This window comes from Stenotrophomonas sp. GD03877, assembly GCF_029840555.1.
Taxonomy (GTDB): domain Bacteria; phylum Pseudomonadota; class Gammaproteobacteria; order Xanthomonadales; family Xanthomonadaceae; genus Stenotrophomonas; species Stenotrophomonas geniculata.
Window position 1 is genome coordinate 1 of record NZ_JAOCCT010000061.1, and the last position, 14,259, is coordinate 14,259.

Consider the following 14,259-nt stretch of genomic DNA (forward strand, 5'->3'; position numbering starts at 1 on the left):
AACCTCGTCAATGACGCCATCTGGGGTCGCCAGCATCGAGGAGTTGGGCCTTCGTGGCACCCTTTTCCTAGCCGCACTGTTAGCCGCGCAGCTACGACGCCTACCGGTGGCGCCCACACGCCGCTCCACCTTGCTGGTGCTGGACACGCTGCGAGACTTGGCCTTGATCCAAGTTCCCTGGCCAGCCGATCGATGGCAGATCCGCCCCGATGCCGAGGTCACGCCCATCGAAGATCTGCAATGGGCTTTCGCCTGGTCTACCCACGAGCGCAGGCACCTGCTCCCGGTGCTGGAAGACCAACTCGGCGATATGGCACACGATGTAGACTTGGCGGACGCGAAACTGGAGCTGTGGGATGAACTTGCACTCTGGGAGACCGAGCAGTTTCTGGAGCAGCAATTGCTCAAACATCACTTCGACCCAGGCTGGGCACGTGATGTGGGGTTCGTCTTTCAATCCGGACCGCGGGGCTTGCCGATCGCGCGGTGGCGTTACTGCTGCTGGGCGGCGGTACGCCAAGGTGCCTCGGTGGCGATGCGTCTTGGCGTGCACGACAGCGCCCATGTGCGGGAAGCCATCTTTCAGGAGGTCCAGAAGCGCCTGCGCTACCTGATGACCAGTTCGCCCGAGCAAGGCATGTTCAATCCCTATCATTTGGCACCGGAGTCCTCAGTAGCCAAACTGTTTGTAGATTGGGTCGTCCCTATGGAATGGGCGTACTGGACAGGTGAGCGCCACCCCAGCCGCTAGCAGACAAACGAGCAGCCTCGTCAGTCGGCTCCCCCATCTTGCGCATGGCCGCGCCTAGTTTTCTTCACCGCATTTTGTGCTGGCGTCAGTTGATTCAGTAGAGGCTCTAGCGCTTCAAGACGTGCATTGGCACGCAACGCATCGGCTTCAGCGCTCTCGCGGCGCTCACGCTCCCGCGCAAGGGTGTCTTGAACTTGAGCTAGCTCGTTGCGCATGGTATCCAAGGTCTTGGCGTCAGTCTTCCAGCGCTCCTGCAGTGCCAAATAGTCCGTCGCGGTCTGGCGCAACGCCACGACCTCGCTGTGTTGGCCTTCGTGGGCCTGTCGTAGCTGGGCAAGCTCACGCTCAATCCGCCCGTGGCGCTCCAGCCATTGACCATTGTCGCGGTTCAGCACCAACAGCTCCTGATTCTTCGCGCCCAAGGCTTCATTGGCCTGACGTAAGGCTACTTGCAGCTCTTGGACCTGATGCTCGTGACGGCGAAGCTCTTGCTCACGCTGCTCTTTGGTTGAAGTGCGGTAGTGCTCAAGCGCTTCCCGGGCATGGGCATGCTTGTCCTCCAGAGAACGCGTATGCGCCTCATGATCAGCCAGCCGCACCGTCATGCCAGCGATGCGCTCGTTCAACTGGGCGATTTCCGCGATCCTGTCACCTAGATTCTGTTGAAGGAGGGCGTGAGCAGCTTGCTCTTGGTGCAGGCTTGCTTCGGTGCGCTGCAGCCGACTGCTCAAGGCGGCAGCCTCCTCTTGGGCACCGGAAAGCGCCTGTTGCCGACTGTGGAGCTCAGCCTGATGGCGCTCACGCTCCTGGGTGAGGATGGACTCTGCTTCCTCCTGGAGCCGCGAGGCCAAGCGCGCAACCAAGTCCTGCAAAGCATCACTAACGGCTACCGTCCTCGCCGGACCGCCGCCTTCCTCTCCTTCCAGTTCACGCAAGTAGCGGTGGATCGTGGTCTTGGAGCCCGTGTTGCCCAAGGCCACTCGCACCGCGTCGACTGACGGCTTCTTGCGTTGGGCCAGCAGCGCGTCGCGCGCCTTCTGGACGTCACTCTTATAGAGTCCTGCGCGCGCCATCGTGCCACCTCACTTTATTTCGTAATGTATTACATACCATGTAATTACATACTATTAAAGCAGGTAGACGACCGCTCGTCGGCGAAAATAGTTATACGGGATAATATTGAATTATCCCGCCTGATCGTCTTTTTGCTCCAGATTTCACCGGTGGCACGTACGAAACGGTCCGAGAGGAGACGCCCCTGCAGACGCCTATGGCACCTCTATCGACCAGGCCATCCAGAGGGGCCTCGTGCTGGGTTAAAATTGAGCGCGAATGGCCCATTCTTCTCCCACGACCACGCCAATGCCGCCCTAGACCCAGCCTGGGCCTAGATCGTCAAGACGTGGTTACAGCGCACAGCGCTTGAGGGAGTCTTATGCCGACCCATACCGCGGAGGCCGCGCGCCGCCGCACGTTTGCCATCATTTCGCACCCGGATGCCGGGAAAACCACCCTGACCGAGAAGTTTCTGTTGTTTGGCGGCGCCATTCGCCAGGCCGGTAGCGTCAAGTCCCGGAAGTCAGCCAAGCACGCCACGTCCGACTGGATGACGCTGGAGAAGGAACGCGGCATTTCGGTCACCTCGTCGGTGATGCAGTTCCCCTACGATGGCCGCATCGTCAACCTGCTCGATACGCCGGGGCATGCCGACTTCTCCGAGGACACCTACCGTGTGCTGACCGCGGTCGATTCGGCGCTGATGGTCATCGACTGCGCCAAGGGCGTGGAAGAGCGCACGATCAAGCTGATGGAGGTCTGTCGGCTGCGGGACACGCCGATCATGACCTTCATCAACAAGCTCGACCGCGAAGGCAAGTCGCCGGTCGAACTGCTGGACGAGGTCGAGCGCGTCCTCGACATCCCCTGCGCACCGATCACCTGGCCGATCGGCATGGGATCGAGGCTCAAGGGCGTGATCCATCTGATGACCGGCGAGGTCCACCTGTTCGAAACTGGCAAGAACTTCACGCGACAGGATTCGACGATCTTCCCATCCATAGAGGATCCTGCACTGGTCAAGCGCGTCGGAGCGCAGCTCCTCGATGAGGTCCGGGAGGAGCTGGCCCTGGTTCAGGGCGCGTCTCATCCCTTCGATCGCGAACTGTATTTGGCAGGTCTGCAGACTCCGGTATTCTTCGGCTCGGCGGTGAACAACTTTGGTGTCCAGTTGCTGCTCGACTTCTTCGTCACGCATGCGCCGGCACCCAAGCCACGCGACGCATCCCTGAGGAAGGTTTCGCCAGAGGAGCCGGCTTTCAGTGGCTTCGTGTTCAAGATCCAGGCCAATATGGATCCATTGCATCGCGACCGCGTCGCCTTCCTGCGCGTGTGCTCCGGCAGCTATCAGCACGGCATCAAGGCACTCCATGTCCGCACGGGCAAGGAGATGCGGCTTGGCGATGCCTTGACGTTCATGGCGTCCGAGCGTGAGTTGGCCGAGCACGCCTACCCGGGCGACGTCATTGGCATTCATAACCACGGCACGATCGCCATCGCCGACACGTTCACCGTCGGCGATCCGTTGCAGTTCACCGGCATACCGAGCTTTGCCCCCGAGCTGTTCCGGCGCATCCGCCTGCGGGACCCGTTGCGTCTCAAGCATTTGCAAAAGGGTCTGACCCAGTTGTCTGAAGAGGGAGCCACGCAGTTTTTCCGGCCACTGTTGTCCAACGACCTGATCCTCGGGGCAATCGGAACCCTGCAGTTCGAGGTGGTGGCCTATCGGTTAAAGGACGAGTACGGCGTGGAAGCGAGTTTCGAACCGGTCCAGATCCACACTGCGCGCTGGATCCAGGCTGAGAGCGATTCCGATCTCGAAGAGTTCCGTGAGAAGGCGGCAACCCATCTTGCGCTCGATGCTTCCGGAGCCCTGGTCTACCTGGCACCCAGTCGCGTCAACCTGCAGATGGCGCAGGAACGTGCACCGAAGATTTGCTTCACAGCCACACGCGAGCACTCCCAAGCCGTGGGTCGCGCGGACTAGGGGTTGTCCGTGTAAAAATGGTTCTTTGCGGATTACCGTGGAGCCTCGGCTGACCAACGGTGCCCTTGAGGCCTGATTTCCTAGATTCGAGGATGCAGCCATGCTGGACCGGAAGACGATCGAAAAGCTGGATGGCCGGGAAGGCTATCGGGTAGAGCGCGTGGCGTGGCCTGAGGATGACAGCCGGACCGTCACGATCTACCTCAAGCCATCGGCGCGGACGATGTACTGCGAGCACTGCGACACTCCCAAGCCGTGGGTCGCGTGCAGCGCAGGGGAAACCATCACGTTCATGAACCCCTCACCTCCGGTCGAATCGGCAATTGATCGGCGCGGACGTCGACCGCGTGCTCGATAGGCATTGATGCCGGACGTCTAACCCCCACGCTCCCGCATCACCTCGCGCACGATGAACAGCGACGCGATCGAGCACGCTTCAGAGCAGTCCTCGCGCAGGGCCAATTCGTGGAGGCGATCGAGCTGCCAAGGGACCACCTCGAGCTCTTCGGGTTCGTCCCCCGGCAAGCGCTCCGGGTACAGGTCCTCCGCCAGTACCAGATGGATGGCGTTGCTCATGTAGGTGGGGGCCAAGGTCAGTGGCCGCAGATAGCGCATAACCTTGGCGCCCATTCCGACCTCTTCCTTCAGCTCGCGATTGGCGGCCTCGAGAATCGACTCGCCGGGGTCCATACGTCCCTTGGGCAGGCCAAGTTCGTATCGATGGGTGCCCACCGCGTACTCGCGAATCAAAAGTACCGTGTGCGGATCGGGCATCGCGGCGATGATGACGCTTCCAGGTGAGCGGGTGTGGAGCCGCTCGTAGAGCCGTCGCTCCCCGTTCGCGAATTCGAGATGCACCTGTTCCAGGCAATACGGGCCGAGCTCGGTCGCATCAGCCCGATGGATGACCGGTAGGCGCAGGATCGTGTTGAGGCGGGACATCAGCCGTCTTCCGATTGCACCGCGCCCGGCGGTTCTGCTTCGGCAATCGCGACGCCGCTGCTGAGGAACATGCGGGCAGCAGCGGCCGCATTCTCCAAGGCCAAGCGGGTGACCTTGGTCGGATCGAGGATGCCGAACGCGACCATGTCGCCGTATTCGCCGGTCTGGGCGTTGTAGCCGAAATTGCCGCTGCCTTCCTTGACTTTGTTGACCACGACCGATGGCTCTTCACCGGCGTTGGCGACGATCTCGCGCAGCGGTGCTTCCATCGCGCGCAGGGCGATCTGGATGCCGTGGTTCTGGTCTTCGTTGGCGCCCTTCAGGCCTGCAATCGCGGCCTTGGCGCGCAGCAGCGCGACGCCGCCGCCCGGGACGATGCCTTCTTCCACCGCCGCACGCGTGGCGTGCAGGGCGTCTTCGACGCGGGCCTTCTTTGCCTTCATCTCGATCTCGGTCGACGCACCGACCTTGATCACCGCCACGCCGCCGGCCAGCTTGGCAACGCGCTCCTGCAGCTTCTCGCGGTCGTAATCCGACGAGGTGTCTTCGATCTGGGTCTTGATCTGGGTGACACGCGATTCGATGTTGGCCTTCTCGCCGGCGCCATCGATGATCGTGGTGTTTTCCTTGGAGACCTGCACCTTCTTGGCGCGGCCCAGGTCCTTGATCGTCGCCTTTTCGAGCGACAGACCGATTTCCTCGGAGATCACGGTGCCGCCGGTCAGCACGGCCATGTCTTCCAGCATCGCCTTGCGACGGTCGCCGAAGCCCGGTGCCTTGACGGCCACGACCTTGACGATGCCACGGATGGTGTTGACCACCAGAGTCGCCAGCGCTTCGCCTTCGATGTCTTCGGCGATGATCAGCAGCGGCTTGCCGGACTTGGCCACGCCTTCCAGCACGGGCAGCAGGTCGCGCACGTTGGAGATCTTCTTGTCGTGCAGCAGCACGTACGGATCGTCCAGGTCAGCGGTCTGCGACTGCTGGTTGTTGATGAAGTACGGGGACAGGTAGCCGCGGTCGAACTGCATGCCTTCGACGACGTCCAGCTCGTTTTCCAGGCCCGAGCCTTCTTCAACGGTGATCACGCCTTCCTTGGTCACGCGGCGCATCGCTTCGGCGATGATGTTGCCGATCGATTCGTCGGAGTTGGCCGAGATCGTACCGACCTGGGCGATCGCCTTGTCGTCGGTGGTCGGCTTGGAGATGTTCTTCAGCTCGGCGACGGCGGCGATCACGGCCTTGTCGATACCGCGCTTGAGGTCCATCGGGTTCATGCCGGCAGCAACGGCCTTGGCGCCTTCGCGGATCAGGGCCTGGGCCAGCACGGTGGCGGTGGTGGTGCCGTCGCCGGCGTCATCGTTGGTGCGGGAAGCAACTTCCTTCACCATCTGCGCGCCCATGTTCTCGAACTTGTCAGCCAGTTCGATTTCCTTGGCGACAGACACGCCGTCCTTGGTGATGGTCGGGGCGCCGAAGCTCTTTTCGAGCACGACGTTGCGGCCCTTCGGGCCCAGGGTGGCCTTGACGGCATTGGCGAGAATGTTGACGCCGCGCAGCAGGCGCAGCCGCGCATCATTATCGAAAAGGATCTCTCTGTGCGTCATGACCGTTCCTCCGCAATAAAAACGCATGCCGGAGGGGAGCCGCCAGAACCCCCGGCATACGCCGACTCCGGCAGCAACACTTTCGTTCCGTCCACCGCCTTCATCGAAAGCCGAACCCGACCCTGCATGTCCACTTCCAGGACCTTGACCTTCACCACATCCCCTTCCGACAGAACGGAATTCGGGTTTTCCACTCGCTCGTCAGAAATCTGCGAGACGTGCACCAGTCCGACCTTGCCCGGCGCGATGGTGACGAACGCGCCGAAGTCAAGCACCTTTGCCACCTTACCTTCGTAGACCCGACCCGGTTCGATTTCGGCCGTGATCTGTTCGATACGCCTGCGCGCCGTGTCGGCGGCTCCGCCGCTGGTCGAAGCGATCACGATCGTGCCGTCGTCCCGGATATCGATCTGCGTGCCAGTTTCCTTGGTGAGCGCCTGGATGGTGGCCCCGCCCTTGCCGATCACCTCGCGGATCTTGTCCGGATGGATCTTGATCGTCAGCAGGCGCGGTGCGAACTCCGACATCTGCTCGCGCGGGGCCTGGATGGCCTTGGCCATCTCCCGAAGGATGTGCAGTCGCCCTTCTCGCGCCTGCGCCAATGCCACCTCCATGATCTCGGCGGTCACGCCGTCGATCTTGATGTCCATCTGCAGGGCCGAGATACCGTCGATAGTGCCGGCGACCTTGAAATCCATATCGCCCAGGTGGTCCTCGTCACCCAGGATGTCGGACAGCACCGCGAACCGATCGCCTTCCTTGACCAGGCCCATGGCGATGCCTGTCACAGGCCCCTTGACCGGAACGCCCGCAGCCATCAGGGCCAGCGAGCTGCCGCACACTGAAGCCATCGAGGAAGAACCATTGGACTCGGTGATCTCCGACACTATTCGAATGGTGTAAGGGAATGCTTCCATCGACGGCATGATCGCGGCGACGCCACGCTTGGCCAGACGGCCGTGGCCGATTTCGCGTCGCTTTGGGCCGATCATCGGACCCGTCTCGCCGACGCAGTAAGGCGGGAAGTTGTAGTGGAAAAGGAAGTGTTCCTTGTACTCGCCGGTGACGGCATCGATGACCTGGCCGTCACGCGTAGTGCCGAGCGTGGTGGTCACGATGGCTTGGGTTTCGCCGCGTGTGAACACCGCCGAGCCATGAGTGCGCGGCAGCACGCCGAGTTGGATCGAGATCGGACGTACGTCTTCGAGACCGCGACCGTCCAGCCGACGCCGATCCTGCAGCACCATGCGGCGCACAGCGGTGTACTCGAGGTCGTCCAGCTCCGCGCGGACTTGGGCGACCTCCCAACCCGTTGCCGAGGTCGTCGGTGCAGCTAGCGCAATCAACACTTCATTTCTGATCGCCTGCACTCGTTTCTTGCGTGCGATCCGGTCGGTGATCAGCAAGGCGCTGTTGAGGTTGTTTCCAATCTGTGTGCGCACCGTATCGGCCAGGGCCAGGTCGCGTGGTGGATGGCTCCACTCCCACTTGGTCACCTTCGCTTCTTGGGCGAGTTCCTCGATCGCTTCGATCACGGGCTGCATGGCGTGGTGGCCAAGCGACACCGCCGCCAGCATGATCTCCTCCGAGAGCACGTTGGCTTCGGACTCGACCATCAACACGCCGTGCCGGGTGCCGGCGACGACCAGATTGAGGTCGGAGGCCTTGAGCTCTTCGGTGGTCGGGTTGACCAGAAAACTGTCGCCGTGGCGGCCGATGCGGACCGCTCCAATCGGCCCCTTGAACGGCAACCCCGACAAGCGCAGCGCGGCGGAGGCGCCGACCATGGCTGGAATATCGGGATCGATCAACGGATCGACGGACAGCACGGTCGCAATGACCTGGACCTCGTGGCGGAACTGATCGGGAAACAGTGGTCTTACCGGCCGGTCGATCAGGCGCGAGGTCAGGATTTCCTTTTCGGTCGGGCGACCCTCGCGCTTGAAGAAACCACCGGGGATACGACCGCCTGCGTAGAAGCGCTCCCGGTACTCGACGGTGAGCGGGAAGAAGTCGAGTCCATCTTTCGCGCGCTTGCTGCCGACCGCGGTTACCAGCACCACCGTATCGCCCATGCGGACTATGACCGCGCCGGACGCCTGCTTGGCGATCTCGCCGGTTTCGAGGGTGAGTTCATGCGCCCCGAAGGCGCAGCGCTTCACGACCGGTAATTTAGCCGGTGCATTCGTCATCAGATTCATTATGTTTTCCTTTCATCAACAAGGATATGCCGACCACCGCAGAGGCGGCCCAATGGGTGCCGCGCGGACTCAGCGACCGGCGTTTCGGCGCATGTTGTGCTGTTTCGCCTCGGCCAGTTCCTCGGTGCACTCCAGGCAAAAAGGCGCGGCGGGATCGGCCATCAAACGGCCATGCCCGATTTCGAGTTCACATCGGCAGCAAATGCCGTAGCGCCCCGATTCGTAGCGATCCAGCGCCGCCTTGATCCGATCCAACTGGATCATCAGGCGACTGCTGCCCGCCTTGGCCATGTGCTGCTGGGAGATGGCGTCGATCCTGCTGACGCGGCCTTGCGTGGTCTGATCGAGGGCGACGGGTTGGCCCGCGTCTTCCAAACCGGCGAGGGTGATGCGAATGTCCCGCTGCTCCTCTACGAGCATGCTGAAGAATTCGTCCAGACTTTGAACGTGTACGGACATGGTGACTCCTCATCTTGGTAGGCGGTATGCCGGGAGCGGCATCCGGAAGCGGGCATTGCGCCCGCGGCCAAGAAGTGAGCGTTAGATTGGAGTGGTCATGAGAGAGCCTCGTCTTGACCCTCTGAACCGCACCCCATTGTGCGGAAACCACATCACCTAGTAGAGCTTGAGGCCATCCTCAAGATCGACGAGACAGGCGGAGGGGTGTTGTATCGTGAATTTCACTAAATCATAGCATGTCAAGTCCCCCGTCAAACGACGGGGGATTACCTCGGGCCTTCTGGGCGCTGATAGCCGCCACGAACCCCATCCTTGGACAGCACCCACTGCCACAGTTGCAGGTCCCGGGCGCGGAATGCACCGGCGCAGGACAACAGGTAGTAGCGCCACATCCGATGGAACCGTTGCCCCAGTTCGTCCTCGAAATGAGGCCATGCCTGCTCGAAGTTGGCATGCCACGCCATCAATGTGTTGTCGTAGTCGGCGCCGAAGTTGTGCAGATCCTCGACGACGAAGAGCTCGTCGCAAGCATCACCGATCTGGCCAATCGACGGCAACTCGCCGTTCGGGAAAATGTAGCGATCGATCCACGGGTCGGTAGTGGACTTGCGCCGGTTCTTGCCGATGGTGTGAAGCAGGAACAGGCCGTCATCGGCCAGGCAGCGATGAGCTACTTCCATGTAGCTGCGATGGTTCTTGCGACCCACATGCTCGAACATGCCGACGCTGGCGATGCGATCGAAGCGCTCGTTGATGGAGCGGTAGTCCTGCAGCCGGAACTCCAGTGGCAGGTCGGCATAACGCTCCGTCGCCCATGCGGTCTGCTCCTTCGAAACCGTCACCCCCACGCACTCAACGCCGTAGTGCTCGGCGGCGTACGCCATGAAGCTGCCCCAGCCACAACCGATGTCGAGCACCCGCATGCCGGGCTCCAGGCGCAACTTGTGGCAGATCATGTCGAGCTTGGCTTCCTGCGCCTCCGCCAGGTTCTTCGCATCGGCCCAGTAGCCGCAGGTGTAGGTCATGCGCGGGTCCAGCATTGCCGTGTAGAAATCATTCCCGAGGTCGTAATGGGCCTCGCCGACTTCCCAGGCCTGTCGCGATGTCTGCCGATTCAGCAGCTTGGCCCGTAGCGAATGAAACATGAGCCGCAACGGTTTGACGTGGCGATCGAGCCGCGCACGCAGGATGCGATCGAACAGTTCGTCCAGCCGATCGCACTCCCATGCGCCGTTCATGTAACTTTCCCCAAGGCCGAGATTGCCCTGTGCAAATACGCGCTCCGGGACGCCATCGACCAGCAACCGGATATCCCATGGGCGATCACCGCCCAGTCGAACATCAGCGATCTCCAGCAGTTCGTCCATCATTCGATGGAGGTGGTTTCGATTGATTGTTTCAGTGGATTTATGCTTGGTTGATGCTTCGGTCATTTGACTTACTGCCGGTGGTTGGCGTCAACGGAGAAGGAGCACCGGGACGCGGCAGGTGCGCAGCATCGTGGTGGTGGTGCTGCCGACAATCAGCTGGCGGATACGCGAGTGGCCATAGGCCCCCATGACCAGCAGATCCACATGCTCGTCACGGATGTAATGGCCGATCACCTCTTCCGCTTCGCCCGGTCGCACCGCGCCGGCCGCAGACAATCCGGCCGCGGCCAGCGTGTCCAGCGCCCAGCGCAATGCGGCTTCGTTTGTGGCATTGGTCGCTCCGACGGTGAGCACACGGATATCGAGTCCACTGAACAACGGGCTGGCCGCCACCATTTCCACGCCCTTGCGGGTCGTGGCGCTCCCATCGAACGCGATCAGCACGCGTTCGATTTCCGTGTAGCTGCGCGACGCCACCAGCAATGGGCGATGGACTGCACGTACCACGCGTTCCAGTTGGCTGCCCAGGTGTCCCTTGGCGAAATCCGCATGCTCGCCACGCTTGCCAAGGACAAACAGGCGTGCATCGCCTTCCAACTCGATGAGGGTGTCCACCAAGGACCCATGCCGCATCCGCGTCTCCGCCTCGATGCCATGGAAAGCGGCCGCAATCCCCTTGGCCTGTTGCAGCACTAGGCGGCCTCGTTCTTGGCCCAGCTTGCTGCGGGTCTCGTCCAGCAAGGCGAGCCCTTCCAGCAACCTGGGCTGGGCATCCGCTCCGAGGTTCCCACTGAAGTCCGCGGTACTGGCCGCTTCCGGATGGCGGTCAAGCACATGAAGGTATTCCAGCGGGGCTTCCAGTCTGTGCGCTGCCCAAGCGGCGTAATGCGCCACGCTCTCGCTGTAAGCGGATGCGTCGGTGGCGGCCAATACACTGCCGCTGTGATCTATATGGGAGTGTCCAATCTTGTCTGTCATGGTTGCTTCCTCAGTGGCCCATCAGCCGCTCGACGGCGTCGGGCTTGTCGTGGACGCCCAAGCGATCCACCAGCGTCGCACTGGCTTCGTTCATTCCTAGGATTTCGACCTCAGTACCTTCACGCCTGAACTTCACCACAACCGTGTCCAGTGCGCCCACCGCGCTGAGATCCCAGAAGTGGGCACGGCCCACGTCAATTTGAACGCGCTCCAAAGCCTCGCGGAAATCGAAGCTAGCAATGAACTGGTCAGCCGAGGCAAAGAAAACCTGCCCGGTCACGGTGTAGCACCGCAGACGCCCACCTTCTTCAGAAGTGGAGCCGATATGAAGCACCTGGCCTACCTTGCGAGCAAAGAACAGCCCCGAGAGCAGTACGCCGATCAAAACGCCCTTTGCCAGATCATGGGTGGACACCGTCACGATAACTGTGGCGATCATCACCACACTAGAAGTCTTGGGATTTGCCTTAAGTGCCGCCAGTGAACCCCAGTTGAAAGTGCCAATGGAGACCATGATCATTACAGCGACCAGCGCCGCCATGGGAATCAGCTTTACCCAAGGGCCTGCAAATACCACCATCAACAATAGGAATACGCCCGCGGCCAGTGATGAGAGGCGACCACGACCGCCGGACTTAACGTTGATGACAGACTGGCCAATCATGGCGCAACCGGCCATGCCGCCAACAAAGCCGGATGCGATGTTGGCTATGCCCTGACCGACCGCTTCGCGGTTTTTGTTGCTCGGCGTATCGGTCAGATCATCGACGATCTTTGCAGTCATCATCGATTCCAGCAGGCCCACGACCGCCAATGTGGCGGAAACCGGGAAAATGATCTTCAGTGTCTCTAGATTCAAGGGAACATCAGGCAACAAGAACACCGGCAAGCTGTCGGGTAGTTCGCCCATGTCCCCCACGGTGCGGATATCAAGCTTGAGCAGGAGCGCGACTATCGTCAGGACCACGATGGCCACCAGCGGCGAGGGAATGACCTTGGTCACGCGTGGCAACAGATAGATGATGGCCAACCCTGCGGCGACCATCGCATAAACGGTCCAAGGGACGTTGGTTAGCTCGGGGAGCTGCGCCAGGAAAATCAGGATCGCCAGCGCATTGACAAAACCGGTGATGACCGAGCGCGAGACGAAACGCATCAACGCCCCGAGCCTAAACGTGCCAGCCAAGATCTGCAGCATCCCGGTTAGGAGCGTCGCTGCCAACAAATACTGCAGTCCGTGCTCCTTCACCAAGCCAACCATCAGCAGCGCCATGGCCCCGGTAGCTGCCGAGATCATTCCCGGACGACCGCCGGTAAAGGCGATAACCACTGCAATGCAGAATGAGGCGTAGAGGCCCACCTGGGGATCAAGCCCGGCAATAATTGAGAACGCAATGGCCTCAGGAATTAGAGCGAGCGCAACAACTATGCCGGCAAGCAAGTCGCCACGAATATTGCCGAGCCAGTCCTGGCGCAGTCGAGTAAGCGTAGTCAAAACAGAATATCCCTAGTCCCGACTGGTCGTCGGGCCAACAGTGTGATTTACGAAATAACAACCCTAAGCCCGCTTGCGGGCTTGATCCGATGACAGGATTTAGGGCGGCGTAATCACTATGGGCACTGGCTCGGGAGTAGAGTTGGGTCCGCTGTTGTTTGCGGCCGCTGGCTGGAGAGCCTAGCACAATCTGCATAGTTGCGTCGAATGATGGACGATTGGCCGGCCACCTTTGAAACGTGCGTGTTCTGGGCCAGGTGACTATCCTCGATCAGTACATTGATGCCGCCACCCGCGAGAACACTGTGCGCAGCTACGCTTCGGCGTTACGGCACTTTGAGGTCGAGTGGCAAGGACACCTTCCGGCCACCCCAGACAGTGTGGCGCGGTACTTGGCCACCTACGCGCAGACCCTGGCCACCAGCACGCTGCGGCATCGCCTGGCGGCGATCGCTTTTTGGCATCGGGATCACGGATTTGTGGATCCCACCCGCTCGCCACTGGTGCGCAAGGTACTTAAAGGGATTCAGACCCTCCACCCGACCCGGGTCAAGCAGGCTGCGCCACTGCAGATCCGGCGGCTGGTCGAGCTCGATGACTGGCTGGCCGCAGCGATTGCTGCGGCCCATGCCCGGGGCGACGGGGCGGCGGCGCTTCGCCATCAGCGGGATCGCGCGTTGGTGCTGCTCGGATTCTGGCGTGGCTTCCGTGGCGATGAACTGCTGCGTCTGGAAGTGGCCCATCTCACGCTGGTGCCGGGACAGGGGATGACCTGCTTCCTGCCGCGCAGCAAGGGCGATCGCCAAGCGGCCGGCGTTACCCATAAGGTGCCGGCGTTGTCGCGGCTGTGTCCGGTAGAGGCGACCCAAGTGTGGCTGCAGGCGGCAAACGTGCAAGACGGGCCGGTGTTTCGGGCAATCAACCAGTGGGGCCACGTAAGTGCCGAAGGGCTCCATCCCAACAGTTTGGTGCGCCTGCTGCGCGAGTTGCTGGCCAGTGCCGGCTTTGCCGATGCGGGGCTCCACAGCAGCCATTCGCTGCGCCGCGGCTTTGCTAGTTGGGCCAACGATCAGGGCTGGGACATGAAGGCGTTGATGGAGTACGTGGGCTGGCGCGATGTTCAGTCGGCCATGCGTTACCTGGACGGGCGTGACCCGTTCGCCCGGGATCGCATTGAAGCGAGCCTGCCCAGCCCAACCGCGCCAGCTCCGGCGATGGCGCTGCCGGCGCCCGAGGTCAAATCTGCCCTGCAGCTGCTCCTACGCATGGTGCTGACCCCGTTTGCCCGCGCCGGCCGCGGCGCGGCCAAGGCCCGGGGCAGAATCGAAGAGATCTGCTTGGCCCCGTTCCAAGCGGTGCGGCTGAACACCGCCAGCAGCGAGTACCGGTTGACTGTTCCCACCGATCCCGACC

General features: G+C 61.6%; 11 protein-coding genes and 1 pseudogene. 4 read left to right on the forward strand and 8 right to left on the reverse strand.

What is annotated here, in order from left to right:
• Positions 1-751: hypothetical protein (locus N5D20_RS24225; protein WP_279923994.1), on the forward strand; the 751-nt coding region annotated here is incomplete at its 5' end.
• Positions 752-771: 20 nt separating this feature from the next.
• Here N5D20_RS24225 and N5D20_RS24230 read toward each other — a convergent pair.
• Positions 772-1,824, reverse strand: coding sequence for a DNA-binding protein (locus tag N5D20_RS24230; RefSeq protein WP_049432850.1), 1,053 nt, complete (start codon positions 1,822-1,824; stop codon positions 772-774).
• Positions 1,825-2,186: 362 nt separating this feature from the next.
• On the opposite strand from N5D20_RS24230, the gene N5D20_RS24235 reads away from it, so the two are divergent.
• Positions 2,187-3,794, forward strand: a complete 1,608-nt coding sequence (locus tag N5D20_RS24235) for a peptide chain release factor 3 (RefSeq protein WP_005413425.1) — start codon at positions 2,187-2,189, stop codon at positions 3,792-3,794.
• Between the two features lie 100 nt (positions 3,795-3,894).
• A pseudogene (locus tag N5D20_RS24240) lies at positions 3,895-4,035 on the forward strand (ISL3 family transposase); the annotation flags it as partial.
• A 134-nt stretch (positions 4,036-4,169) separates the two neighbouring features.
• Here the strand turns inward: N5D20_RS24240 and nudE are convergent.
• From nudE to N5D20_RS24275, 7 genes are all read right to left on the reverse strand, one after another.
• A complete protein-coding gene (gene nudE, locus N5D20_RS24245) occupies positions 4,170-4,736 on the reverse strand; it encodes an ADP compounds hydrolase NudE (protein WP_032966771.1) in 567 nt (188 codons plus the stop codon).
• Positions 4,736-6,343 carry a chaperonin GroEL gene (gene groL / locus N5D20_RS24250; RefSeq protein WP_005413427.1) on the reverse strand — a complete coding sequence of 536 codons (1,608 nt, stop codon included), beginning with the start codon at positions 6,341-6,343 and terminating at the stop codon, positions 4,736-4,738. The genes nudE and groL overlap by 1 nt, the downstream gene beginning before the upstream one ends.
• Entirely contained in the window at positions 6,340-8,535 is a 2,196-nt protein-coding gene (gene pnp, locus N5D20_RS24255) for a polyribonucleotide nucleotidyltransferase (protein WP_100443866.1), read from the reverse strand. Before pnp ends, groL begins: the two co-directional genes overlap by 4 nt.
• Positions 8,536-8,613: 78 nt before the next feature.
• Positions 8,614-9,003, reverse strand: coding sequence for a TraR/DksA C4-type zinc finger protein (locus N5D20_RS24260; RefSeq protein ID WP_046272806.1), 390 nt, complete (start codon positions 9,001-9,003; stop codon positions 8,614-8,616).
• A 266-nt stretch (positions 9,004-9,269) separates the two neighbouring features.
• Complete coding sequence (cfa, locus tag N5D20_RS24265; protein WP_005413430.1) at positions 9,270-10,436, reverse strand: cyclopropane fatty acyl phospholipid synthase; 1,167 nt, start codon at positions 10,434-10,436, stop codon at positions 9,270-9,272.
• Between the two features lie 24 nt (positions 10,437-10,460).
• Positions 10,461-11,351: a universal stress protein gene (locus N5D20_RS24270; RefSeq protein WP_046272807.1), complete on the reverse strand. Its 891-nt coding sequence runs from the start codon at positions 11,349-11,351 to the stop codon at positions 10,461-10,463.
• Positions 11,352-11,361: 10 nt separating this feature from the next.
• Complete coding sequence (locus N5D20_RS24275; protein ID WP_086016262.1) at positions 11,362-12,846, reverse strand: SulP family inorganic anion transporter; 1,485 nt, start codon at positions 12,844-12,846, stop codon at positions 11,362-11,364.
• Between the two features lie 257 nt (positions 12,847-13,103).
• Between N5D20_RS24275 and N5D20_RS24280 the strand changes: the two genes are divergently transcribed.
• A partial coding sequence (locus N5D20_RS24280) for a site-specific integrase (protein WP_188252579.1) occupies positions 13,104-14,259 on the forward strand: 1,156 nt, incomplete at its 3' end.

Bases quoted from the DNA above. Each gene is read 5' to 3' on its own strand.
- N5D20_RS24230 (WP_049432850.1), bottom strand. From the start codon at position 1,824: ATGGCGCGCGCAGGACTCTATAAGAGTGACGTCCAGAAGGCGCGCGAC.
- N5D20_RS24235 (WP_005413425.1), top strand. From the start codon at position 2,187: ATGCCGACCCATACCGCGGAGGCCGCGCGCCGCCGCACGTTTGCCATC.
- nudE (WP_032966771.1), bottom strand. From the start codon at position 4,736: ATGTCCCGCCTCAACACGATCCTGCGCCTACCGGTCATCCATCGGGCT.
- groL (WP_005413427.1), bottom strand. From the start codon at position 6,343: ATGACGCACAGAGAGATCCTTTTCGATAATGATGCGCGGCTGCGCCTG.
- pnp (WP_100443866.1), bottom strand. From the start codon at position 8,535: ATGACGAATGCACCGGCTAAATTACCGGTCGTGAAGCGCTGCGCCTTC.
- N5D20_RS24260 (WP_046272806.1), bottom strand. From the start codon at position 9,003: ATGTCCGTACACGTTCAAAGTCTGGACGAATTCTTCAGCATGCTCGTA.
- cfa (WP_005413430.1), bottom strand. From the start codon at position 10,436: ATGACCGAAGCATCAACCAAGCATAAATCCACTGAAACAATCAATCGA.
- N5D20_RS24270 (WP_046272807.1), bottom strand. From the start codon at position 11,351: ATGACAGACAAGATTGGACACTCCCATATAGATCACAGCGGCAGTGTA.